Annotated in this window: 23 protein-coding genes; 13 read left to right on the forward strand and 10 right to left on the reverse strand. The window is 69.1% G+C overall.

Features of this window, described 5'->3' with window-relative positions; all coding sequences use genetic code 11:
- Positions 1-301: 301 nt before the first annotated feature.
- A complete protein-coding gene (gene trmD, locus BLQ49_RS19760) occupies positions 302-1,051 on the reverse strand; it encodes a tRNA (guanosine(37)-N1)-methyltransferase TrmD (protein ID WP_091718779.1) in 750 nt (249 codons plus the stop codon).
- Between the two features lie 75 nt (positions 1,052-1,126).
- Between trmD and BLQ49_RS19765 the strand changes: the two genes are divergently transcribed.
- Positions 1,127-1,846 (forward strand): class I SAM-dependent methyltransferase, encoded by a 720-nt coding sequence (locus tag BLQ49_RS19765; protein ID WP_091718781.1) that lies wholly within the window; start codon positions 1,127-1,129, stop codon positions 1,844-1,846.
- Between the two features lie 116 nt (positions 1,847-1,962).
- Positions 1,963-2,754: a bestrophin-like domain gene (locus BLQ49_RS19770; RefSeq protein ID WP_091718783.1), complete on the forward strand. Its 792-nt coding sequence runs from the start codon at positions 1,963-1,965 to the stop codon at positions 2,752-2,754.
- A gap of 210 nt (positions 2,755-2,964) precedes the next feature.
- Here the strand turns inward: BLQ49_RS19770 and rimM are convergent, their stop codons facing one another.
- From rimM to BLQ49_RS19795, 5 genes are read right to left on the reverse strand one after another with little or no spacing between them, the layout of a single operon-like run.
- Positions 2,965-3,654 carry a ribosome maturation factor RimM gene (rimM, locus tag BLQ49_RS19775; RefSeq protein WP_091718785.1) on the reverse strand — a complete coding sequence of 230 codons (690 nt, stop codon included), beginning with the start codon at positions 3,652-3,654 and terminating at the stop codon, positions 2,965-2,967.
- A gap of 12 nt (positions 3,655-3,666) precedes the next feature.
- Positions 3,667-4,029: a 30S ribosomal protein S16 gene (gene rpsP / locus BLQ49_RS19780; protein WP_091718787.1), complete on the reverse strand. Its 363-nt coding sequence runs from the start codon at positions 4,027-4,029 to the stop codon at positions 3,667-3,669.
- Positions 4,030-4,036: 7 nt separating this feature from the next.
- Positions 4,037-4,369: a chorismate mutase gene (locus tag BLQ49_RS19785; protein WP_091718789.1), complete on the reverse strand. Its 333-nt coding sequence runs from the start codon at positions 4,367-4,369 to the stop codon at positions 4,037-4,039.
- Entirely contained in the window at positions 4,366-5,931 is a 1,566-nt protein-coding gene (ffh, locus tag BLQ49_RS19790) for a signal recognition particle protein (RefSeq protein ID WP_091718791.1), read from the reverse strand. Before ffh ends, BLQ49_RS19785 begins: the two co-directional genes overlap by 4 nt.
- Positions 5,932-5,949: 18 nt before the next feature.
- Positions 5,950-6,168 carry a glutathione S-transferase gene (locus BLQ49_RS19795; RefSeq protein WP_091718794.1) on the reverse strand — a complete coding sequence of 73 codons (219 nt, stop codon included), beginning with the start codon at positions 6,166-6,168 and terminating at the stop codon, positions 5,950-5,952.
- Positions 6,169-6,444: 276 nt separating this feature from the next.
- On the opposite strand from BLQ49_RS19795, the gene BLQ49_RS19800 reads away from it, so the two are divergent.
- The 7 genes from BLQ49_RS19800 to lanM all read left to right on the forward strand — a co-directional run bounded on the left by BLQ49_RS19800 (position 6,445) and on the right by lanM (position 13,082).
- Complete coding sequence (locus BLQ49_RS19800) at positions 6,445-6,990, forward strand: ATPase (RefSeq protein WP_091718921.1); 546 nt, start codon at positions 6,445-6,447, stop codon at positions 6,988-6,990.
- Positions 6,991-7,400: 410 nt separating this feature from the next.
- Positions 7,401-8,438: an aromatic ring-hydroxylating oxygenase subunit alpha gene (locus tag BLQ49_RS19805; RefSeq protein WP_091718923.1), complete on the forward strand. Its 1,038-nt coding sequence runs from the start codon at positions 7,401-7,403 to the stop codon at positions 8,436-8,438.
- A 580-nt stretch (positions 8,439-9,018) separates the two neighbouring features.
- Complete coding sequence (locus tag BLQ49_RS19810; RefSeq protein ID WP_091718796.1) at positions 9,019-9,255, forward strand: DUF6894 family protein; 237 nt, start codon at positions 9,019-9,021, stop codon at positions 9,253-9,255.
- A 61-nt stretch (positions 9,256-9,316) separates the two neighbouring features.
- Complete coding sequence (locus BLQ49_RS19815) at positions 9,317-10,378, forward strand: MBL fold metallo-hydrolase (RefSeq protein WP_091718798.1); 1,062 nt, start codon at positions 9,317-9,319, stop codon at positions 10,376-10,378.
- Between the two features lie 143 nt (positions 10,379-10,521).
- A complete protein-coding gene (locus tag BLQ49_RS19820; protein WP_091718800.1) occupies positions 10,522-12,141 on the forward strand; it encodes an ABC transporter substrate-binding protein in 1,620 nt (539 codons plus the stop codon).
- A gap of 97 nt (positions 12,142-12,238) precedes the next feature.
- The gene (locus BLQ49_RS19825; RefSeq protein WP_091718802.1) at positions 12,239-12,484 is read left to right on the forward strand and encodes a hypothetical protein; all 246 of its coding nucleotides are present in this window, start codon (positions 12,239-12,241) and stop codon (positions 12,482-12,484) included.
- Positions 12,485-12,668: 184 nt separating this feature from the next.
- The gene (lanM, locus tag BLQ49_RS19830; RefSeq protein WP_091718805.1) at positions 12,669-13,082 is read left to right on the forward strand and encodes a lanmodulin LanM; all 414 of its coding nucleotides are present in this window, start codon (positions 12,669-12,671) and stop codon (positions 13,080-13,082) included.
- Positions 13,083-13,221: 139 nt separating this feature from the next.
- On the opposite strand, the gene BLQ49_RS19835 is transcribed toward lanM, so the two are convergent.
- The gene (locus BLQ49_RS19835; protein WP_244507689.1) at positions 13,222-13,485 is read right to left on the reverse strand and encodes a DUF2061 domain-containing protein; all 264 of its coding nucleotides are present in this window, start codon (positions 13,483-13,485) and stop codon (positions 13,222-13,224) included.
- A 212-nt stretch (positions 13,486-13,697) separates the two neighbouring features.
- Here BLQ49_RS19835 and BLQ49_RS19840 point away from each other — a divergent pair, with 212 nt between their 5' ends.
- Positions 13,698-13,967, forward strand: a complete 270-nt coding sequence (locus BLQ49_RS19840) for a hypothetical protein (protein ID WP_091718808.1) — start codon at positions 13,698-13,700, stop codon at positions 13,965-13,967.
- Positions 13,968-13,985: 18 nt separating this feature from the next.
- Here BLQ49_RS19840 and BLQ49_RS19845 read toward each other — a convergent pair whose 3' ends face one another.
- Positions 13,986-14,351, reverse strand: coding sequence for a hypothetical protein (locus BLQ49_RS19845; protein ID WP_091718811.1), 366 nt, complete (start codon positions 14,349-14,351; stop codon positions 13,986-13,988).
- Positions 14,352-14,405: 54 nt separating this feature from the next.
- On the opposite strand from BLQ49_RS19845, the gene BLQ49_RS19850 reads away from it, so the two are divergent.
- Positions 14,406-14,834, forward strand: a complete 429-nt coding sequence (locus tag BLQ49_RS19850) for a DUF1810 domain-containing protein (RefSeq protein ID WP_091718813.1) — start codon at positions 14,406-14,408, stop codon at positions 14,832-14,834.
- A gap of 4 nt (positions 14,835-14,838) precedes the next feature.
- Here the strand turns inward: BLQ49_RS19850 and BLQ49_RS19855 are convergent, their stop codons facing one another.
- Positions 14,839-17,301: a PBP1A family penicillin-binding protein gene (locus BLQ49_RS19855; RefSeq protein ID WP_091718816.1), complete on the reverse strand. Its 2,463-nt coding sequence runs from the start codon at positions 17,299-17,301 to the stop codon at positions 14,839-14,841.
- A 113-nt stretch (positions 17,302-17,414) separates the two neighbouring features.
- Positions 17,415-18,068: an HdeD family acid-resistance protein gene (locus BLQ49_RS19860; RefSeq protein WP_091718818.1), complete on the reverse strand. Its 654-nt coding sequence runs from the start codon at positions 18,066-18,068 to the stop codon at positions 17,415-17,417.
- 195 nt (positions 18,069-18,263) lie between these two features.
- Here BLQ49_RS19860 and BLQ49_RS19865 point away from each other — a divergent pair, with 195 nt between their 5' ends.
- Both BLQ49_RS19865 and BLQ49_RS19870 read left to right on the forward strand, forming a co-directional pair.
- Positions 18,264-19,532: an HlyD family secretion protein gene (locus BLQ49_RS19865; RefSeq protein WP_091718819.1), complete on the forward strand. Its 1,269-nt coding sequence runs from the start codon at positions 18,264-18,266 to the stop codon at positions 19,530-19,532.
- On the forward strand, positions 19,529-21,136 hold the full coding sequence (locus BLQ49_RS19870; RefSeq protein ID WP_091718821.1) for a DHA2 family efflux MFS transporter permease subunit: 1,608 nt from the start codon (positions 19,529-19,531) through the stop codon (positions 21,134-21,136). Before BLQ49_RS19865 ends, BLQ49_RS19870 begins: the two co-directional genes overlap by 4 nt.
- Positions 21,137-21,144 lie beyond the last annotated feature (8 nt).

The raw sequence follows: 21,144 nt of genomic DNA on the forward strand, positions 1-21,144 counted from the left end.
GACTCGCGCATGCGCCCAAACCGGCCGCCTGGCAAGCGCTTGCCAGTGTTGCAATCTTCGAGGGGTGGCCCCAGTCGGGACAGGCTCTCCGGGAGCAGGGAACAGTCGATTAAGTCCGGGCCGTTAGCCTCAACGCTGTGCCGCGTAGCGTTTGAGGTACATCGATGTCTATGCACAGCGCCGCGATAGTGGCGGTCTGGTCCGCTCTGCTTGTGGTTATTGGGGGCTTAACGGCCCATGTCGCCCTCCCGAGCCGCCTGCGCAGGCCCGAGCGGCAACCGCTCCGGCTCGATCCGCACGATTACGACCGGGACGGCCCGGTGATCGATCTGGAGGCGGCCTGAGAGGCGCCGCCCGCGCCGGGGAGGTCCGGTCGCCGCTCGGTGGTGATGCGTTCGGCCTGTTCTCGCCGCCAGCGGGCGATAGCCGCATGGTTGCCGCCAGACAGCACCTCGGGGATCCCGTGGCCCTCCCAATCGCGCGGCCGCGTGTAGTGGGGATATTCGAGGAGGCCGCCCTCGAAGCTCTCCTCGACGCCCGATTGCACCTTGCCCATCACGCCGGGCAGGAGCCGCACGCAGGCGTCGAGGACCACCAGGGCAGCGATCTCGCCCCCCGAGAGCACGTAATCGCCGATCGAGACCTCCTCCAGGCCGCGCCCGGCGATCACCCGCTCGTCCACACCCTCGAACCGGCCGCAGACGATCAGCGCGCCCGGTCCCGCGGCGAGGTCCCGCACGCGCGCCTGCGTCAGCGGCCGGCCGCGGGGGGACATCAGCAGCCGCGGACGCGGGTCACCGGTCGGGCTTGCGGCGTCGATGGCGGCGGCCAACACGTCGCAGCGTAGGACCATCCCGGCGCCGCCCCCGGCCGGGGTGTCGTCCACGGAGCGGTGCCGGCCGAGCCCGTGCTCGCGGATGTTGCGGGCCTCCAAGGTCCAGGCGCCCCGGGCGAGCGCGTCGCCTGAAAGCGAGACGCCGAGGGGCCCAGGGAACATCTCCGGGTAGAGGGTGAGGATCGTGGCCCGCCAGGGCGTGTCCGCGCGCGTCATGCCGCTTGATCGCGCGCGGGGTGCGGCACGGTCAACGCCGTCGGCACCGATCCGGCCTGCGATCTGTTACCGGCCATGATCCGGATCCTGGCCTGCCTCTCCGTTTGCCTCGCTGGCCCGGCTTTCGCCGCCGGCCCAATGGCACCTCCGGGCGCCCCCGCGGACGCTTTCCCCAGGCCCGACCGGCCGGTGGCCGAGATCGTCGCGCCGCGCTGGTCCTCCGAGGCCGAGCGCGACCGGGCGGGCGAGTTCGCCGAGGTCGCGAAGGGAATGGCCATCGCGCCCGGCGAGACGGTGGCGGATATCGGCGCCGGCAGCGGCTACTATGTGGTCCGGCTCAGCCCCCTGGTCGGGCCGGGCGGTCGTGTGCTCGCCGAGGACGTGACCCCGGACTATCTCGCCGCCCTGGAAAAGCGGGTGGCCGAACTCGGCAACGTCACCGTGGTGCGGGGCGAACCGCACGATCCGCGCCTGCCTCCGGCCTCTGTGGACGCGGCGATCCTGGTGCACATGTATCACGAGATCACCCAGCCCTTCGGCCTGCTCCACAACCTCGCCGCGGCGATGCGGCCGGGCGGGCGCGTGGGCATCGTCGATGCCGACGACATCCCCTCCCGGCATGGCACCCCACCGGCGCTCCTGCGCTGCGAACTCAAGGAAGCGGGCTACCGGGAGACCGGGTTCCATCCGCTGAAGGGCGGCGCCTACCTCGCGATCTTCGTGGCGCCCGCGCCCGACCAGCGGCCGAGGCCGGAGGCGATTCGACCCTGCCGGGACGGGGCGACGCGGCGGTAGCGACCTGTCGGGGAATCGCTGACCCGGAACGCGCAGCGTTCACGGCCTACCTTCACGCTTTCTCAGCCCAAGGTTGTCAGCATCGCGGTCCCGTCGCCCACGATGCAGGCCGCCGCATGCTCCTCGGACTCTGGCTCGACCAACCGCTCTGGGCGATCTTCGCGGCGCTGGCCCTACTGTTCGGCCTCCTCAGCGCGGTCCTGTACGGGCTATCGCATCTGCGCCGGACGCGTCCAATGATGCGCCGCCTGGGCGCCGGTATGGTGCCCACCTACTTCACGGCACTGGCGACGCTGCTGGCCCTGCTCACGGGCTTCGTGGCCAACGATGCCTGGGAGCGCCAGCGCTCGGCCTCCCGCGCCCTCCAGGCCGAGCGCGCCGATGCCCTGGCGCTCTATGATCTCAGCCTCGCCTCGGCCTCCGACATGCGCAACATCCGGGCGGCGCTCGTCGCCTATCTCGATGCGGTGATCGAGCGGGAATGGCCGCGGATGAGCGAGGGCGGCTACGCCCCGGAGGCCGGGGCTGGGCTGCGGCGGGTCTTGGAGACGGTGTCCGATCCGAAGATCACCGCGGAGGCGGGGGCGCCGACCCACGCCGCACTTCTCAATGCCGCTATGGCGCTGCGGGGCGACCGCGGCGACCGGCTGGCGCTGAGCCAGACCGCCAGCGACGGTACCAAGTGGCTGACCCTGCTGATCCTGGCTGCTCTGACCCTGGTGGCCCTGGGCCTCGTCCACACGGAGCACCCGGCCGCCCAGGCGACGGTTCTGACGACCTTCTCGTTGGCGATGGTGACGACCCTCGGGCTGATCGCCCTGCACGAGCGCCCCTTCGACGGGCCGCTGGCGATGAGCGCGGAGCCGCTGGTGATCGCCCGGGCCGCGGTGGCGGGGCCGGCGCCATGAGCGTCTTTTTGGTTCGGCCGATGCTCCAAACCATTCCCTCATCCTGAGGTGCCGGAGCGTAGCGGAGGCCTCGAAGGAGGGATCCAGTTATCGCGCGGCCGGCTGGAGGGCTCTTTCGAGGCCCGCTCACGGGGGCACCTCAGGATAAGGGGGATGGTTCGGATTCGCGGAGTGGAGGACGAAGCCGCGTTATCGTCCATCCCGGGACGTTCAACCCGGATCGTCGGCCGGCTTCTCACCCGGCGGGGCGAACAGATCCTCCGGGGGGACCACCGTGACCCGGCGCTGCGCCACGTCGAGCACCGGCACGAAAGCCTTGGTGAAGGGCAGGAGCGCCGTCGCGCCGCCGTTCGGCGGGCGCAGTTCCAGAAGATCGCCGCCGCCGTAATTCGGCACGGCCACGATCGTCCCGATCACGGTGCCGGCCTCGTCGAAGGCCGTGGCGCCGATCAGGTCGGCCGCATAGACCTCGTCCTCGTCCTCGGGGGCGGCCAGGCGGTCGCGGGTGATGTAGAGCGCGACGCGGTTCAGCGCCTCCGCGGCTGTACGGCCAGCCACGCCCTTCACCCGGGCGATCAGCATGTCGGGGGAGGTGCCGGGCGCGGGGCGTATCTCGGCGAGCGTCAGGCTGCGGCCGTCCGCAGTCAGCAGGGCGCCGTAGGTGGCGATCGCCCGCGGGTCGGCCGTGTAGGATTTGAGGCGAACTTCGCCGTTGAGCCCGTGGGCCCGCCCGAACTCGCCCATCAGGACGAGGTTCGGGTCGGCGGGCTGCGGCGCCGGCTTGGGGGCCGGCGCCTTGGGCGTGGTCGCGGCGTCGGGCGCGATCGCGCCGACGGCCGCGTTCATGCGGCCACGGCGACCGCCGTCGCGGGGGGAGGGACCTGCGGGGCGGCGCGCCATGATGCGCGCGCCTTAAGCGGCGGCGTCCTCGGCGGGGGCGGCGGCCTTCTCGGCGCGCTTGGCAGCCCGCTCCTTGGCCTTCTCGCCTGGCTCGGCCTTCTGCGGGTTGTTGCGGGTCGGGCGCTTGGCAAGGCCGGCCTGGTCGAGGAAGCGCAGGACGCGGTCGGTCGGCTGCGCGCCCTTGGCGAGCCAGCTCTGGATCTTCTCGTTGTCCAGCACGATGCGGGTCGGATCGTCCTTGGCCTTCATCGGGTCGTAGGCGCCGACCTTGTCGATGAAGCGCCCGTCGCGCGGAGCGCGGGCGTCGGCGACGACGATGCGGTAATAGGGGCGCTTCTTGGCGCCGCCGCGGGTGAGACGGATCTTGAGGGCCATGGTCTGACTACTTTCGCTGTTGCTCGATCTGGGACTCGTGGTCCGCCTTGATCGACTGGTGGTGCCGGATGACTTCCTTGACCACGAAGGCCAGAAACTTCTCGGCGAAATCGGGGTCGAGCTTGGCATCGACCGCGAGTTTGCGGAGCCGGGCGACCTGGCGGGCCTCCCGGTCCGGATCGGAAGGGGGGATCCCCTTTCGGGCCTTGAGCTCGCCGACCCGCTGCGTGCAGCGGAAGCGCTCGGCGAGGAGGTGGATCAGCGCCGCATCGAAGTTGTCGATGCTGTCGCGCAGGCGCGCGAGTTCGGGATCGACGGCCTGCGCCGCGAGCACGGTCATTTCTTCTTCCCCGGCATGAACCCGCCAAGGCCGGGCAGCTTCGGGCCGCCGAGGCCGGGAAGCCCCGGCATCTTGGGCATGCCACCTCCGCCGCCCAGGCCCGGCGGCATCGGCGGCAGCTTGCCGCCGAACTGCTTCTCGAGCTGCGCGATCTGCTCCGGCGTCGGCTCCGGCATGCCGGGGGGAAGGCCGGGCATGCCGCCACCCATCCCGCCGCCGCCGAGGCCGAACATCGAACCCAGCGCCTGCCCGATCCCGCGTTTCCCGGAGCCCATCGCCTTCATCATGTCGGCCATGGTCCGGTGCATCTTCAGGAGCTTGTTGATCTCCGAGACATCCACACCCGCGCCGGCCGCGATGCGCTTCTTGCGGGAGTTCTTGAGGAGGTCCGGGTTCTTCCGCTCCTGCGGGGTCATCGACGAGATGATGGCGCGCTGGCGCTTGAACATCTTCTCGTCGAGGTTGGCGCCCTCGACCTGCTTCTTGATCGCGCCCATGCCGGGCAGCATGCCCATCAGGCCGCCGATCCCGCCCATCTTCTCCATCTGGCCGAGCTGCATCGACAAGTCTTCGAGGTCGAACTTGCCCTTGCGCATCTTCTCCGCGGTGCGGAGCGCCTGCTCGTGGTCGATGGTCTCGGCGGCCTTCTCGACCAGCGAGACGATGTCGCCCATGCCGAGGATGCGGTTGGCGACGCGGGCCGGATGGAACTCCTCCAGCGCATCGACCTTCTCGCCGGTGCCGACGAGCTTGATCGGCTTGCCGGTGACGGCGCGCATGGAGAGCGCCGCGCCGCCGCGGGAATCGCCGTCCATCCGGGTCAGCACGATGCCGGTGACGCCGAGCCGCTGATCGAAGGCGCGGGCGGTGTTGACCGCGTCCTGGCCGGTGAGTGCGTCGGCGACCAGCAGCACCTCGTGGGGCTGGGTCGCAGCCTTCACCTCGGCGGCCTCGGCCATCAGGGCCTCGTCCACCGTGGTGCGGCCGGCGGTGTCGAGCATCACGACGTCGAAGCCGCCGAGCCGGGCGGCATCCATCGCGCGCTTGGCGATCTGCACCGCCGACTGGCCGGCGATGATCGGCAGGCTCTCCACGCCGACCTGCTTGGCCAGCACCGCGAGCTGCTCCATGGCGGCCGGGCGGCGGGTGTCGAGGGAGGCGAGCAGCACCTTGCGCTTCTCGCGGTCGGAGAGGCGCCGGGCGATCTTGGCGGTGGTGGTGGTCTTACCCGAGCCCTGCAGGCCGACCATCAGGATCGGCACCGGGGCGGGGGCGTTGAGATCGATCGTCTCGGCATCGGTGCCGAGCATCGCCACGAGCTCGTCGTTGACGATCTTCACGACCATCTGGCCGGGCGTCACCGACTTGAGCACGACGGCGCCGACCGCCTTCTCCTTCACCTTGTCGGTGAAGCCGCGCACGACCTCGAGGGCGACGTCAGCCTCCAGCAGGGCGCGGCGCACCTCGCGCATGGCGGCGGTGACGTCGGCTTCGGTCAGGGCGCCCCGGCGGGTGAGCCCCGAGAGGATGCCGGAGAGGCGGTCGGACAGGCCTTCGAACATGCTTCTGACGCCCCGCGCTTACTGTTCGAGCCCGGCGCGCTCGACGCGGCGCGCCTGGAGGGCAGCCTCGAAGCTGCGCAGGGCCTTGGCGAACTTGTCCCGGCACTCCGGATTGCAGAAGCCCACCACGGCGCCGTTGTAGAGGGTGAGCGAATCCGCCGAGATCGGCTTGCCCGACCACGGGCAGGTCTCGTTGATCGCGTCCTCGATCTTCAACGCTTGCTGATCTGGCGTCATGCGGGTGCCTCGGCCGGCGGGGCCCGTCGTGGCGTCTCGGCCAACGCCCATCGCGCCCGAGGGCGCAGACGCGCTGTCGGGCGTTGACCTCCGGTCTCACGGGACCGGTCGGCTTGGCATCGGTCGATCTGCTTCGGATCGGGAGCGCGGGGCGTAGCCGCGCTGGGGCGGAAAGTCAATTTCCGGATCACAGGAGCCGTTGCGGCGGCCTCATCCTTTACCGATCGTTAAGCATGTTGGCTTGTCATGGCGGCGATTTCGTTCAGGACGCCGCCCATGTCGGAACCCGCCCGCTCCCTGCCGCCCGAGTCAAGCGGCCGCCCCGCGCCCGGGCCGCTCCGGGACTGGCTCTCGGCGATGAAGACGCACAGCCCGGCCGAGGCACCCCGTCGCGACCCGAAGGCCGGTCATGGTGCCGCCGAGACCGCGTGGGCGCCGCGCGTGGTGGCGCCCGCCGGCCCGTCGCCGGCGGCCGAGCCCGAGGATGCCGACATCTCGGAGCTGATGGCCGAGAACCTGATGCTCAAGGCGAAGCTCCGCCTGGAGGCCGAGCGTCAGGATGAATTGCAGGCGATCCTCGCCGAGGAGATCCGCACCCTGCGCGCGCATATCCAGGACGAGATCGGCTCCCTCGACGAGCTGCGGGCGGAGCAGGCGGAGATCCGCGCCGAGCGCGAGCGCTTCAAGACCGAGCGCGAGCGGGCGGCGGCCGAGCGCTCCGCCCTGGTGGGCGAGCGCGATGCCCTGCGCGAGGAGCGCGACCTATGGCGCGCCCGGACCGAGGCTTTGGCCCAGCCGCTGTTCCAGATGCAGAAGCGCTGACCCTCAAAAAGCCGAAGGGCCACCCGTTGGGGTGGCCCTTCCATTGCCGAACCGTGTCGTCCGGCGGAACTGTCCCGAAATCGGGTCTCTGACGCGTCTTAGAGCGACGCGCCGGAGGCGACGGTCCAGGTCCGATGAGCCGAGACACACGGCTGATGACAATGAGACACTGGATCACCTCCTTTCGTTGGTTGCGGATGACGCGAAGGTAGGCGGTGCGAACCGGCTTGTGAAGCCCCGCGCCTGCGCCCGTTTGTCCTCCCCAAACCTGCGCGTTACCGGCCGGCGCTTTCGCGCTTCGGCCACCGGGCGTATGACGGGGCATCCCGTCCGAAGCCCGAGCCGCCTTGAACGCGCCCTTCACCAATCCGCCGCGCCCCGCCGACGAGGACGCCCTCGATCCCGACGCGATGCGCCAGCCGCTCGGGAATGCGTGGTACTGCGTCGGTCAGTCCCGGAGCCTCGGCAAGGCTGGCAGCAAGACGGGCCTGCGCGCCGTGGAGCTGAACGGCGAGCAGATCGTGCTCGGCCGTGCCCCGGACGGAACCCCCTTCGCCCTGCGCGACCGGTGTCCTCACCGCGGCATGGCCCTGTCCAAGGGCCGGTTCGACGGCGACACCCTGATGTGCCCGTTCCACGGCTGGCGCTTCGGCACGGACGGACGCTGCCGCGACGTGCCGACCCTCTCGGAGCACGATGCCGCCGATTTCTCGCGCATCCAGGTCCAGCGCTTCCCCATCCGCGAGAACGCCGGCTTCCTCTGGGTCAATCCCCATCTCGGCCCAGCCGGCGGCGAGGTCGCGGCCCTGCCGGAGCTCGATTTCACGCCGGCCGGTTCCCTGGTGGTGGAACTCGTGGTCGAGGCCTCCTTCGATCTCACGACCTTGAGTCTCGTGGATCCCGGCCACGTCGCTTTCGTCCACGATTCATGGTGGTTCCGGCCCTCGAAGCAGCTCCGCGAGAAGGTGAAGACCTTCCAGCCGGTGCCGCACGGCTTCGTCATGACGAGCCACGCCACCACGACGAGTTCTCCGGTCTACCGGCTGCTCGGCGGCGTGCCGGAGGTCGAGATCGAGTTCCGCCTGCCGGGTGTCCGCCTGGAGCGGATTCACGCGGGCGAAAAACGGGTGGCGAACTACACCTTTGCAACCCCGCTCACGCCGGACCGGACGCTGCTCACCAACGCCCTCTACTGGAGCATGCCGGCGCTGAACCTGCTCAAGCCCGTCGCGCGCCCGCTGATGCGGCAGTTCCTCACGCAGGACCAGCAGGTGTTGCAGCATGCGCAGGACGGCCTCGACCGCAAGCCAACCATGGTGCTGTTCGGCCAGGGCGACCTGCCCTCGCAATGGTACTTCCGCCTGAAGCGCGAGGCGCTGGAAGCAGCCCGCGACGGGCGTCCGTTCACGAACCCGCTGGAGCGTCGGGAGCTGCGCTGGCGGTCTTAAGCGCGGCGCGTGGTCCAGCATGCGTTTGGGCGACGGGATTATTTGGATCGGACGATGCGGGGTCAGCTCTTCCGAGGTTTTTGACGCCTGCCTTACCCGTCAGCCTCCACCGTCATCGCGAGCGCAGCGAAGCGACCCAGGGCAGCGCGACGTCGGCGGGCGTGGCGCCGACTGGATCGCTTCGCTTCCGCTCGCAAAGACGGCGAGCGGATGAAATATCCGCCAAACCCTTGATGACCAAGTGAAAAATCTCATCCTGGCGTGGGTTGGGAACACCTTGAAACGGCTGGCTGGGGGGCAATGTATTTGATCGACTGCGGCGCGGGCTTCCCCCTACCGAGCGGGCTCCACTGGTCATGCATATCGGCCCACAATTATCGCCGATCGGAGGATAAACCGCGGCGCCCCCCCTCTCCCGCAGAGGGGAAGGGAGAGGCGCGAACCGGATCATGCAGCCCCGACGGGGCGCGGCGCAGGCCATGAGCCAGGAAACTGATCGATCCCCAAATTTAAGATCCTATTAACCATACATAGAGCAATCATCGCGGAGCAGGACCTCTCTTCGAGACCATTCGTGCCGATGCCTCGCTTCTTTATCGATCTTCACGACGGCTCGCAGCCGATCCGCGACGAGGTCGGCTTCGATCTTCCGGACCTTCCGGCCGCCCGCGCCAAGGTCACCCGGATCATGTCGGCGATCGCCCGCGACATGCTGCCGGATGTCGAGCGCCAGGACTACGTGGCCTGCGTGCGCGACGGCGTCGGCAAAATCGTCTACCGGGCGCGGCTCTCATTGGCCGCCGAGGCGGTGGACTGAGGCTCGCCGCCGCAAGGCTTGGGAGCTTGACCCGCGCGCACGACCCGCCATCTCGGAGCGTATGAAACGGCGCAGCCTGCTCACGGTCGCAAGTGCGGCCACGGTGATGACGCTCGGCGGCGTCGGCTATGCCGCCCACCGGCGCGGCCGGAACCCCTATTATCGCGGCCCGGTCTCCGACCATTTCGACGGCCTGCGCTTCTTCCTGCCGGATCAGGCGACCGACAAGTCGCTGTCCGACGTGCTGCGCTGGCAGGCCAAGCGCGCGCGGGAAGCCTGGCCCAAGAGCGCTCCGAGCCCGTTCCCGTCGGATCACCCGCCCGAGCGCGTCGGGGGGCTGCGGGTCGTGCTGATCGGGCACGCGAGCTACCTCGTGCAGGTTGCCGGCCGCAACATCCTGATCGACCCCGTCTTCGCCAAGCGCGCCAGCCCGGTGCGCTTCGCCGGGCCGAAGCGCGTCAACCCGCCGGGCATCGCCTTCGCCGACCTGCCGCCGATCGATGCGGTGCTGATCACCCACAACCACTACGACCATCTCGACGGGCCGGCCGTCGCGCGGATCTGGCAGGCACATCAGCCGCTGATCGTGGCGCCGCTCGGCAACGACGCGATCCTGCGCGGCTACGACGATACGATGCATGTCGAGACCCGCGACTGGGGTGAGTCGGTCGATCTCGGCGACGGACTTCAAGTCCACCTGACGCCGGCCAATCACTGGTCGGCCCGGGGCGTCCAGGACCGGAGGATGGCCCTGTGGTGCGCCTTCGTGATCACCTCGCCCCGGGGCGTCCACTACCATGTCGGCGATACGGGCTTCGGCGACGGGGCGCTGTTCCGGGACATCCGGGCCCGGTTCGGGCCGCCCCGGCTGGCGACCCTGCCGATCGGCGCCTATGAGCCGCGCTGGTTCATGCGCGCGCAGCATGTCGATCCCGCCGAGGCGGTGGAGGGCTTCCGGCTCCTGGGCGCCGAGCAGGCGCTCGGCCACCATTGGGGCACGTTCCAGCTCACCGACGAGGGGATCGAACGCCCGGCCGAAGCGCTGAACGCGGCGCTTGGGGCTGCCGGCATCCCGCTCGAACGGTTCCTGGCCCTCCGCCCCGGTCAGGTCTGGCAGGTCTGACCGCAGCCCTCCGCGATCGGATTGGGCATGATGCGTGCATGATACAATATGCAGCATGGGGTCGCGGCTGAGAGAAGGCTGCTGCGCGCCTGGAGAGCGGGTGCCGCCTCGTGCGGCACATCCGCTACCAGCCGAGAGACACGATGGATCTGATCAAGCCGACACGCCGCTCGCTCATGATCGGGGGCGCGGCACTGGCCACGCTCGGAGCGCCGGGCCGGACCAGCGCGCAGGGCGGAGGCCCCGGCAGCCTGACCTACGGCATCTCGATGACCGACCTGCCGCTCACCACCGGTCAGCCGGACCGCGGCGCGGGCGGCTATCAGTTCACCGGCCTCACTCTCTACGATCCGCTGGTGGCCTGGGAACTCGATATTGCCGACCGTCCCGGCAAGATGATCCCCGGGCTCGCCACGTCCTGGGAGGCCGACGCCGCCGATCCGAAGGTCTGGACCTTCCACCTGCGCGAGGGCGTGACGTTCCACGACGGCTCGGCCTTCGACGCCGACGCGGTGATCTGGAACTTCGACAAGGTGCTCAACAAGGAGGCGCCGCACTTCGACCAGCGGCAGGCCGCCCAGGTCCGCCCGCGCCTGCCCGGCGTCGCGAGCTACAAGAAGCTCGACGCCAAGACCGTCCAGGTGACCACCAAGACACCCGACAGCCTGTTCCCCTACCAGATGCTCTGGTTCCTGATCTCCTCGCCCGCCCAATACGAGAAGGTCGGCCGCGACTGGGCGAAGTTCGCCTTCGAGCCCTCGGGCACCGGGCCGTTCCGGATGGGCCAGCTGGTGCCGCGGGTGCGCCTCGAACTCCTGCCGAATGTCGGCTACTGGAACCCCAAGCGCGTGCCCAAGCTCGGCAAGCTGACGCTCACCTGCGTGCCTGAGGATCTCGCCCGGGTGAACGCGCTGCTCTCCGGCAACGTCGACCTGATCGAGGCGCCCGCGCCCGATGCCGTGCCGCGCCTGAAGGCGGCCGGCATGCGGGTCGTCGGCAATGAGACGCCGCATGTCTGGAACTACCACCTCTCGATGCTGGAGGGCTCGCCCTGGCGGGACCTGCGCCTGCGCAAGGCCGCCAATCTCGCCATCGACCGGGCGGGCGTGGTTGAGCTGATGGGCGGGCTCGCGCAGCCGGCCGTGGGCCAGGTTCAGCAGTCGAGTCCGTGGTTCGGCAAGCCGAGCTTCCAGATCAAAACCGACGTCGATGCGGCCCGCAAGCTCGTGGAGGAGGCTGGCTTCTCGGTCAAGAATCCGGTCAAGGCCACGGTGCTGATCCCGACCGGGGGCACCGGGCAGATGCTCTCGCTGCCCATCAACGAGTATGTGCAGCAGAGCTGGGCTGAGATCGGCATCCAGGTCGAATTCAAGACCGTGGAGCTTGAGGTGGCCTACACGGCCTGGCGGCAGGGTGCGGCCGATCCGAGCCTCAAGGGCATCAGCGCCGGCAACATCGCCTACGTCACCTCGGATCCGTTCTACGCGATCCTGCGCTTCTACGATTCCAGGCAGATCGCCCCGAATGGCGTGAACTGGAGCCACTATCGCAATCCCGAGGTCGATGCCCTCTGCGACAAGGTGAAGGCGAGTCTCGACACGGATGAGCAGAACAGGCTCCTCGCGCGTATCCACGAGATCGTCGTCGATGACGCGGTACAGGTTTGGGTGGTGCACGATACCAACCCGCACGCACTATCGCCGCGGGTGAAGAGCTATGTGCAGGCCCAGCACTGGTTCCAGGATCTGGCGACGTTGGCCTAACCGGAAGGATACCTGGGCGATCTGGCCGGAATCGACCAAACCTGGGAACGATCCTCACGAAAACGTGTTGAACGGCGAACGCACGAAGGAGTGTCCCATGAAGACCCTGCTTGCCGGCGCCGTTCTGGCCGCCTCCCTCGCGAGCGTCGTTCCTGCAGCGGCGCAGCGCATCGATATCGGGCCGAATGGCCCGAGCGTGGACCTTCGCTCCCGAGCCCAGCGCGAGCGTGACTTCCGGCGGGAGGAGTACCGCCGCGACTGGGCCTATGAGGAAGACCGCCTGTATCGGCGCCAGCGCTACGATGACGACCGCCCGGTGGTCCGCCGCGGTTACGGCTACTGATACGGTTCGCTCAAGACGATCAAAAGACTGTCGAGAACAGGAGGGGCCGGCATCCGCCGGCCCCTTTCCTATGGACGATGCTGTGAATGACGCCCGGAGGACAAGAGCCCCGCGATTTCGCACTTGCAGCAAGCCGAATCGCAAACTAGGAAGATCGGGCAGAAAGTTTCGGGAGAATTTGGCAATGACCCTTCGTATTTTCAGTGGCTTCGTCGCTGCGGCCCTCGCGGTATCCAGCCTGTCCGTCCCCGCTGCGCTGGCGAAGCCGGTCAGTGGTGCAAGCGCGGTCAAGATGATCGACACGGACAATGACGGCACGGTGGACATGAAGGAAGTCGAGGCGGTGGCCTCCACGACCTTCGACCGTCTCGAGAAGGATTCCGACGGCACGCTCGACGCCCGTGAGCTGAAGGGCCGCCTGAGCGCCGCCGGTGTGAAGCAGGCCGATCCGGACAGCGACGGTACCCTCGACAAGAAGGAGTACCTCGCCGCTGTCGCCGAGCGCTTCAAGATGGCCGATCCGGACGGCGACGGCACGCTGGATGCCAAGGAGCTCAACTCCAAGGCCGGCAAGGCGCTGCTCGCCCTCATTAAGTAAGTCCGCCGGGGCTTTGCTGCCCCAGGTTCGAATGGCCCAAGTTCGAATGGCCCAGGTTCGAGGCCCCCGTGGATCTGTCCACGGGGGCTTTTCCGTTTCGGGGACCGCCAGCCCGCTCGGGACCATCCGGACCCGAGCGTCAGGCCCGGCCCAGCGGGACCAGGGTCCAACCACGCTCGTGGAGGTAGTACAACACCGTCTTGGTCACGGTCTCGGTCGATGCGATGGAGCCGGCGATGAGGACGCTCCCCGTGAACAGGTACGACAGCAGCAGCGTGTCGAGGCTGCCGACGATGCGCCAGCTCACCGCCTTGGCGATCGAGCGCAGGCGCGTCTCAGCCGGTCGTCCGGCGGGATCGTGTCGGACTGGTTGGTCCTGCATCGGCGAAGTCTTGGCCGTCATGTCGTTCCCCCGCGTGTTCGCCCGGTAGAAAACGCGCGACGGCGCCGCCCGTCTGGCCCGCATCGGGTCGAAGTTTCTGGCCCCCCGGGATGACAAGGACGCGAGCGTGCGGTGGCGATCGCCGGATCGTGTCGCGGCGTTCAACCTGGGTAAATGCGACCGTTCCTGAATTGCCCGAGAAGTGCCACCCATGCGGCAGGAGGGGACAAGCGATGCACGAACCTTCGATTGGGCAGCCGGCGGTTTGCCCGCCCGATTTCTGGGACACGGTCGCCGGCACGGTGACCGCCCGTGTCGAACCGGTGATCGGACGGGGCGAGAAGCAGCGCAGCCCGGTGATCGACTATCTGCGCGACCTGGAGGCCCTGGCCCGGCGCCAATGCTGCAGCCGCGACACGGTTCAGATCATCGCCTCGGGGCGGCGGCTCCTCGGCGATCGCAGCGAGATCGGCCCCTCGGATGGTCCCTTCGCGCGGACTTGAGGGCCGGGGCGGGACGGGTTACCGGCGTGCCGTGCGGACCCGTTCCGTCCGCGAGCGAAACCAATAGAGCGCGCCCGCGACCATCCAGGCCGCGCAGGTCGGCGCCACCCATTGCTGCAGGTTCGGCCAGGACCAGCCATACAGGAACTCCGCGCCGAGATGCGCCTGGACGGCATCCCAACCCGCATGCTTGATGTCGTGTTCGCGTTGCCCGGCCTCCCGGCCGTAATAGTAGGTGGAGACCAGGAGCGCGGCGGTCCCTTCCGGCCGCGGGGTCCGCAGCAGGATCAGGACGGCCGCCATGCCGATGGTCTCTAGGACGGCCGTCATGGCATGACTGGTCGCGGGGTTCGCGACCATGAAGGCGACGAGCGTACCAAACATGGGCCGCGCTTACACTCGAGCGGCCGGCGCGTCACGACGACGATGAGGGCGGCAATGGCGGATGCGTACGATCTCGGTCGCTTCGTCGAGGCGCAGGACGGCGTCTACGAGCACGCCCTGGCGGAATTGCAGGCCGGGGCAAAGCGCAGCCACTGGATGTGGTTCGTCTTCCCGCAAATTGCCGGCCTCGGCTCCAGCCCGATGGCGCAACGCTACGCGATCGGCTCCCTGAACGAGGCGCGGGCCTATCTCGCGCATCCCGTGCTCGGCGAGCGCCTGCGGGCCTGCACGACAGCGGTGAACCGGGTGTCGGGCCGCTCGGCGCACGCGATCTTCGGCTCCCCCGACGACATGAAGTTCCGGTCGAGCTTGACGCTGTTCAGCGCCGCCGCCCCCGACGAGCCGCTCTTCGCCGAGGCGCTGGCAAAGTATTTCAACGGCGAGCCGGACGCGAAGACCCTCGCCAAGCTCGGGAACGGCTGAGCCGTCAGCGGCCCCAGAGACCCACGCGCTCGGCGCGCGCCTGCTCCTCGGCGCCGAGCAGGTCCGGCGGCGCGTCCTCGGTGGCGCGGGCGCCGCCGGCTGCCAGGATCAGCCCGGCGAGATCGTCGCCCTCGATCTGGCAGCGCGCGGTGCCGCCGTCGGAGAGGCCGGTGCAGACCACCTCCCGCCGCCGCAGGTAGTTCGCGAGCTGGCGGGCGAGATGGCCGCGCTCGCCCTCGACGCCGAGCAGATGCACGATCCGTCCGCGCAGATTGAGGGTCCCGGTGTCGATCACCTCCGGGACGCCGCGCACCTCGCCGGCTGCGGCCGGGATCGCGGCGGGCGCCGCCGCCCGGGCCGGCTCCGCCCGCTCGGCCGTGGGGCGCGGCTTACCCTTGGCCAGCTTCTCGGCCGCCCGCTGGACGAAATCGTGGAAGATGCCGGCGGGCATCTCGCCGCCGAACATCCGGTTCATGGGGCTGTCGTCGTCGTTCCCGACCCAGATTCCGACGACGAGATCCGGCGTCATGCCGACGAACCACGCATCGCGAAAATCCTGGCTCGTGCCGGTCTTGCCCCCGATGATCTGGCCCGGCACCCGCGCGGCCCGCCCGGTCCCGGATTCGACCACGGCCTGGAGCGAGTCGAGCATCATGGTGCGCGGGGCCTCAGCGAGGCCCGCCGTGGGGGCGGGGTCGGTCTGGACGTAGAGCGGCTGCAGCGCCGAACCGCGGATCGCCTGGATGCCGTAGGCCTGGAGCGGCGTGCGGCCGGACAGGACCGAGCCATAGGCCCGGGTCATCTCCAGGAGGCTCACGGCACCGGAGCCGAGCACGAGGCTCGGCACATTCGGCAGGTCGGACTGGATGCCGAGCTTGCGTGCGGTGGCGATCACCGCCGGGATGCCGACCTCCTGACCGAGCTGGGCCGCCACCGTGTTGATCGAGAGCGCGAAGGCGGTCCTAAGCAGCACCGATCCACGGTAGCGCCCGTCGTCGTTCTCGGGCTCCCAGTCGCCGATCTTCACGGGCCGGTCGACCATGATGGAGTCGGGCGTGTAGCCCTGCTCGTAGGCGGTCAGATAGACCAGCAGCTTGAACAGGGAGCCCGGCTGGCGCTTGGCCTGGACGGCGCGGTTGAACTGGCTGTCCTCGTAGTCCCGGCCGCCCACCATGGCGAGGATCGCACCCTCCTTCGACAGCACCACCATGGCAGCCTGGCCGACCTTCCGGCGGCGCCCGTCCTTGTCGAGGCGCCGGGCCACGACGCCCTCGGCGAGGTTCTGGAGGTCGAGGTTCAGGGTCGAGCGGACGGTGAGGTCGCCGTCCTTGCCGGCCAGCCGCTTCACGTCGCCCGCGATCATGTCGAGGAAGTAGTTGGTGCCGGGCGGGGCCTCGGGGGGCGTCTTCAGGGTCACGCTCTGCCGGCGGGCTGCGTCGGCCTCGGCTTGCGTGATCGCGCCGGTCTCCACCATGGCCTGGAGCACCACGTCGGCCCGCTCCTTGGCGCCGCCGAGGTTGCGCGTGGGTGCGAGCGTCGAGGGTGCACGCACCAGCCCGGCCAGCATCGCGGATTCCGGAAGGTTCAGCGCCTTGGCGGGCTTGCCGAAATAGCGCCGCGCCGCCGCATCCGCCCCGTAGGCTCCGGCGCCGAAATAGGCGGTGTCGAGATAGCCGAGCAGGATCTCGTCTTTGCTCATCGTCGACTCGAGCCGCAGCGCCAGGATCGCCTCCTGGACCTTGCGCCAGAGCGTCTTCTCCTGGTTGAGGGACGTCAGGCGGGCATATTGCTGGGTGATCGTCGATCCACCCTCGCGCACGCCGCCGCCCAGGGCGTTGCGGTACGCGGCCCGGACGAGCCCGCGCAGGTCGATGCCCCGGTGGCTGTAGAAGCGCCGGTCCTCGATCGCCACGATCGCCTGGGCGAGGTGGGGCGGCAGGTCGGCCGCGGTGAGCTTCTGGCCGCGGAAGCTGCCGCGGGTGGCGAAGACCCGCCCGTCATCGGCTTCCACGGTAATCGCCCGCTGGTTGCTCTCGACCACCGCCCCGCCCAAGGGTGGCAGGGTGAGGAGGGCGGCGAGCAGGTAGAGGCCGAGCGCCAGGACTGGGAGCAGGATCGCGGCTCCGGCGGCGAGCAGGATCGGCCGGCGGCGAAAGCGCGCGGCGAACGGCGATGCGGAGCGGGCATGCGGCACCGCACCCGGATCCAGTGAGGCGGGGGGCGATCCGGCGCGGCGCCGACGATCGAACAAGCCCCGCGTTTGCGTTGCCGCGGCGCGTCCCGCGCCGGCGACCACCAGGGCGCCTGCAACGATCAGGGACCACAGGCTGCGGAACAGGTCACGGGCAGCACGCCGCGCCTCCCGGGCCGCCGAGCGCGGATCCGGGGTGCGGGGATCCTGGCCGGCATTCGGAGCGGACGGCGTCGGCCCGTCGGCCGGGGCGCTCTCCGGCGCATCGGGCGTCATTGCATAGGGGTCCCGGGGCCGGTCATTCCGGCCGCGGGCCTGTTCTAAGCCTCATCCGAACCCGTGTCCTGCCCCTGTCGCACCGTCGCCCGGTGTTTGAGTGCCGGCCCGGCTCACCGCCCGGCCGGAGGCAACGGCTGTCCGGCGGCGCCGTGCCGGCTCCGGAGCTGGAACGCCAGGATCAGCAGAAGCACGCCGAAGGCGAGGCTGTAGCCGCCGATCCACCATGTCAGCACCAGGGCCGAGACACCCGGATTGATGATCAGCGCGATCCCGAACAGGATCGAGACGACACCGCCGAGGATCAGCCACCAGCGCCCGTAATGCAGATGCAGGCGGAACGCCGCCGCGATCATCAGGCCCCCGGTCACCAGGGCCCAGGCCGCCAGCAAGAGCACGAACGCCCAGACGGCAGCGCCGGGCACCAGCACGGCGGCGACTGCCACGACGATGTCAACGATGCCCTCGAGGAGCAGAAAGCCCCAGCGCTCGTGGTGCTGCGCGGCCCGGATCGCGCCGAGGATCGCGAAAATGCCGTCGGTCAACGTGTAGGCGGCAAAGAACAGGACGAGCGAGAGGACGAAGGCCTGCGGCGCGACGAAGGCGATGACGCCGAACAGGATGGCGATGACGCCGCGCAGGGCAACGAGCCACCAGTTGCGGGCGAGTGCCGCGCTCATGGCGTCGAGGCGGGCGACACCGACGAGGGGGATGCCGCTGGGCGAGCTTCCTGCCGGCCCGCGGCGCGGTGCAGAACTGCTGGTCATGGCCAGACTCCGAGAACTTGATGCCGTGAACGGCAGAGGTTTCGGGCCCAGAACGCCGCACTGCGGCAACCGTTCCTGTGGGCTGAGATCACGACATGGAACCTTGCGCCCGCGGCCGGCTTTTGCACGGCGAGGCGGGCGATGTGCAGTGCCCGGTCGCCGCGAGGCGATCGGCCCATCGGGCGACGACTTCCCATGTTTGACGATCAGCGGCAGGCCTCCGACGCTGGCGCGCGCGCGCGGCCGGTCGATGGCCGGGCCGACGCCGGCGATCACGACGTCCCGGCTCGTGACGTCCTGGACCTCGGTCGGACCGACCGGGACCGCGAGACCGCACGGAAACCCGGCTCCGACGACGCGGATCAGCCGGCCAAGGGTGACGGCGACGCGGCGCAGGACGAGCCCGGAGACGACGAGGAAGGCGACCAGCGCCGTCCCAACGTCCTGCGGCGCCACCCCTGGGCCTTCCTGCTCGGCGGCCTCGCCGTGGTCGCCCTTTGCGTCGGGATCTTCTTCTACTGGCTGCTTTATATGCACCCGTACGAGAATACCGACGACGCCTTCGTCGATGCCCGCAGCATCGCGGTCCAACCGAAGGTGGGCGGCTATCTCGTGGACGTGCCGGTGACCGATAACCAGCACGTCGAAGCCGGCCAGATCCTGTTCCAGATCTACCAGCGCGACTACGCGATCGCCCTCGATCAGGCGAAGGCGCAGGTGGAGGCCGATCAGGCCGCGATCAAGAACATCGATGCCCAGATCCAGGCCCAGAACGCCAATATCGACGTGTCGAAGGCGCAGGTCGCCACTGCCCAGGCGGCGCTGAAGTTCGCCCAGGAGGACGCGGCCCGCTACAAGGACCTCGCTGATCGTGGATCGGGCTCGATCCAGCAATCGCAGTCGGCGACCTCGACGCTCCAGCAGCGCCAGGCTTCGCTTCAGAGTGCCAATGCCAGCGTGGTGGCGGCGCAGAAGCAGATCGGCTCTCTGGAAGCCCAGAAGGCCTCGACCCAGGCGCAACTCGCCCGCGACCAGGCTCAGGTCGAGCAGGCGGAACTCAATCTCGGCTACACGACGGTCCGGTCCGTCCAGTCGGGCCGCGTGGTGCGGCTCACCGGCGGCATCGGCCAACTCGCCCAGGCGGGTCAGAGCCTGGCGATGTTCGTGCCCGACGACATCTGGGTCACCGCGAACTTCAAGGAGACGCAGATCAACGACATGCGCCCGGGCCAGCCGGTCGATCTCGCGATCGATGCCTATCCGGGCCGCAAGATCCACGGCACCGTGGCGTCGGTCCAGCCGGGCTCCGGCACCGCCTTCAGCCTGCTGCCGGCGCAGAACGCCACCGGCAATTACGTGAAGGTGACGCAGCGCATCCCGGTGAAGATCGTCGTCAAGGATTGGCCGACGGATGTCGCGATCGGCCCGGGCATGTCGATCGTCCCGACCGTCACGGTACGGTGAGCGCCGTGGCCGGCGGGGCATCGTCTGACAAGGCGCCGGGCGGGCACAATCCCTGGCTGATCGCGGGCGTCGTGGCGCTCGCGACCTTCATGGAGGTGCTCGACACCACGATCGCCAACGTGGCGCTCCGCTACATCTCGGGTGGCCTCGCGGTCGGGCCCGACGAAGCGGCCTGGGTGGTGACGAGCTACCTCGTGGCCAACGCGATCACGCTCACGGCCTCGAGCTTCCTGGCTAAACGCTACGGCCGCAAGGCCTTCTTCATGTGGTCGGTGGGGCTGTTCACGATCTCGTCGATCCTGTGCGGCTTCGCCTGGAGCCTGGAATCGCTCCTGTTCTTCCGCGTCCTCCAGGGCCTCGGCGGCGGCGGCATGGCGCCGCTGGCGCAGTCGATCCTGGCGGATTCTTTTCCGCCCGAGAAGCGCGGGCAAGCCTTCGCGCTCTACGGCGTCGCCATCGTGGTTGCGCCGGTGATCGGCCCGACCCTCGGCGGTTGGCTGTCCGACAACGCCTCCTGGCACTGGTGCTTCCTGATCAACGGGCCGGTGGGCGTGATCGCCCTCGGATTGATGTATTGGCTGATCGAGGACAGCGACGCGGCCAAGAAGGAGCGCCGCGCCCTGGTGCGCAAGGGGATCCGCTTCGACATCGTGGGCTTCCTGCTGGTCGCCGTTTTCCTCGGCTCGCTGGAGGTGATTTTGGACGAGGGCCAGCGGAAGGACTGGTTCGGCACCTCGACGCTGATGAACGTTTCCGGCGTGCTGATGGTGATCTCGTTCATCGCCATGATCCCGTGGCTCCTGAACACGAAGAATCCGGCGGTCGACCTTCGCCTCATCGGCAACCGCCAGTTCGGATCCTGCTTCGTGGTGATGATGTTCACCGGCGCGATCCTGATCTCGACCACGCAGTTCATCCCGCAGATCACGCAGGAATATTACGGCTACACCGCCACCCTGTCGGGCCTCGTGCTCGGCCCCGGCGGCATCGTCACGGTGGTGATGATGTTCCTCACCGGGCGCGTCTCCGCCTACATTCAGCCGAAATGGCTGATCGCCACCGGGATGACCATCGTGGCGCTGGGCATGTACGACCTGACGCGGCTCGACGGCACCACGACCTTCGCGTTCTTCGCGTGGTCGCGCGTCTATATCGGCATCGGCCTGCCGATGGTGTTCCTGTCGATCACCTCGGCCTCCTACGAGGGGATCCGCAAGGACCAGACCGATCAGGCCTCGGCGCTGATCAACGTGGCCCGCAATGTCGGCGGCTCGATGGGTGTCTCGCTCGCCCAGAACATCCTGGCCTATCGGAGCCAGTTCCATCAGAGCCGGCTGGTGGAGAGCATCAACCCGGCCGAGCCCGCCTATCAGGAGACGATGCGCCAAGCGACGCAGTACTTCTCCGAGCACGGCTATGCCGGTGTCGAGGCGCAGAACCAGGCGACCGCCTGGATCGGCAGCGTTCTGAGCACGCAGGTCGCCTACTGGGCCTATATCGACGTCTTCTGGGTGCTCGGGCTGGTGGCCGTCTGCGCGGTGCCGATCGCGCTGAGCCTGAAGAGCGTGAAGCTCGGCGGTGGCGCGCCGGCCGGGGGGCATTGAGGCGCCGA

It is taken from the genome of Methylobacterium phyllostachyos, from assembly GCF_900103445.1.
Taxonomy (GTDB): Bacteria; Pseudomonadota; Alphaproteobacteria; order Rhizobiales; family Beijerinckiaceae; genus Methylobacterium; species Methylobacterium phyllostachyos.

Excerpts from the sequence above, each read along its gene's own strand:
- BLQ49_RS19805 (WP_091718923.1), top strand. The coding sequence starts at position 7,401 with ATGCGCCAGCCGCTCGGGAATGCGTGGTACTGCGTCGGTCAGTCCCGG.
- rpsP (WP_091718787.1), bottom strand. The coding sequence starts at position 4,029 with ATGGCCCTCAAGATCCGTCTCACCCGCGGCGGCGCCAAGAAGCGCCCC.
- BLQ49_RS19810 (WP_091718796.1), top strand. The coding sequence starts at position 9,019 with ATGCCTCGCTTCTTTATCGATCTTCACGACGGCTCGCAGCCGATCCGC.
- BLQ49_RS19765 (WP_091718781.1), top strand. The coding sequence starts at position 1,127 with ATGATCCGGATCCTGGCCTGCCTCTCCGTTTGCCTCGCTGGCCCGGCT.
- BLQ49_RS19795 (WP_091718794.1), bottom strand. The coding sequence starts at position 6,168 with ATGACGCCAGATCAGCAAGCGTTGAAGATCGAGGACGCGATCAACGAG.
- lanM (WP_091718805.1), top strand. The coding sequence starts at position 12,669 with ATGACCCTTCGTATTTTCAGTGGCTTCGTCGCTGCGGCCCTCGCGGTA.
- ffh (WP_091718791.1), bottom strand. The coding sequence starts at position 5,931 with ATGTTCGAAGGCCTGTCCGACCGCCTCTCCGGCATCCTCTCGGGGCTC.
- BLQ49_RS19815 (WP_091718798.1), top strand. The coding sequence starts at position 9,317 with ATGAAACGGCGCAGCCTGCTCACGGTCGCAAGTGCGGCCACGGTGATG.
- BLQ49_RS19845 (WP_091718811.1), bottom strand. The coding sequence starts at position 14,351 with ATGTTTGGTACGCTCGTCGCCTTCATGGTCGCGAACCCCGCGACCAGT.
- BLQ49_RS19835 (WP_244507689.1), bottom strand. The coding sequence starts at position 13,485 with ATGACGGCCAAGACTTCGCCGATGCAGGACCAACCAGTCCGACACGAT.
- BLQ49_RS19800 (WP_091718921.1), top strand. The coding sequence starts at position 6,445 with ATGTCGGAACCCGCCCGCTCCCTGCCGCCCGAGTCAAGCGGCCGCCCC.
- BLQ49_RS19785 (WP_091718789.1), bottom strand. The coding sequence starts at position 4,369 with ATGACCGTGCTCGCGGCGCAGGCCGTCGATCCCGAACTCGCGCGCCTG.
- BLQ49_RS19770 (WP_091718783.1), top strand. The coding sequence starts at position 1,963 with ATGCTCCTCGGACTCTGGCTCGACCAACCGCTCTGGGCGATCTTCGCG.
- BLQ49_RS19850 (WP_091718813.1), top strand. The coding sequence starts at position 14,406 with ATGGCGGATGCGTACGATCTCGGTCGCTTCGTCGAGGCGCAGGACGGC.
- rimM (WP_091718785.1), bottom strand. The coding sequence starts at position 3,654 with ATGGCGCGCCGCCCCGCAGGTCCCTCCCCCCGCGACGGCGGTCGCCGT.
- BLQ49_RS19820 (WP_091718800.1), top strand. The coding sequence starts at position 10,522 with ATGGATCTGATCAAGCCGACACGCCGCTCGCTCATGATCGGGGGCGCG.
- BLQ49_RS19860 (WP_091718818.1), bottom strand. The coding sequence starts at position 18,068 with ATGACCAGCAGTTCTGCACCGCGCCGCGGGCCGGCAGGAAGCTCGCCC.
- BLQ49_RS19825 (WP_091718802.1), top strand. The coding sequence starts at position 12,239 with ATGAAGACCCTGCTTGCCGGCGCCGTTCTGGCCGCCTCCCTCGCGAGC.
- BLQ49_RS19855 (WP_091718816.1), bottom strand. The coding sequence starts at position 17,301 with ATGACGCCCGATGCGCCGGAGAGCGCCCCGGCCGACGGGCCGACGCCG.
- BLQ49_RS19865 (WP_091718819.1), top strand. The coding sequence starts at position 18,264 with ATGTTTGACGATCAGCGGCAGGCCTCCGACGCTGGCGCGCGCGCGCGG.
- BLQ49_RS19840 (WP_091718808.1), top strand. The coding sequence starts at position 13,698 with ATGCACGAACCTTCGATTGGGCAGCCGGCGGTTTGCCCGCCCGATTTC.
- trmD (WP_091718779.1), bottom strand. The coding sequence starts at position 1,051 with ATGACGCGCGCGGACACGCCCTGGCGGGCCACGATCCTCACCCTCTAC.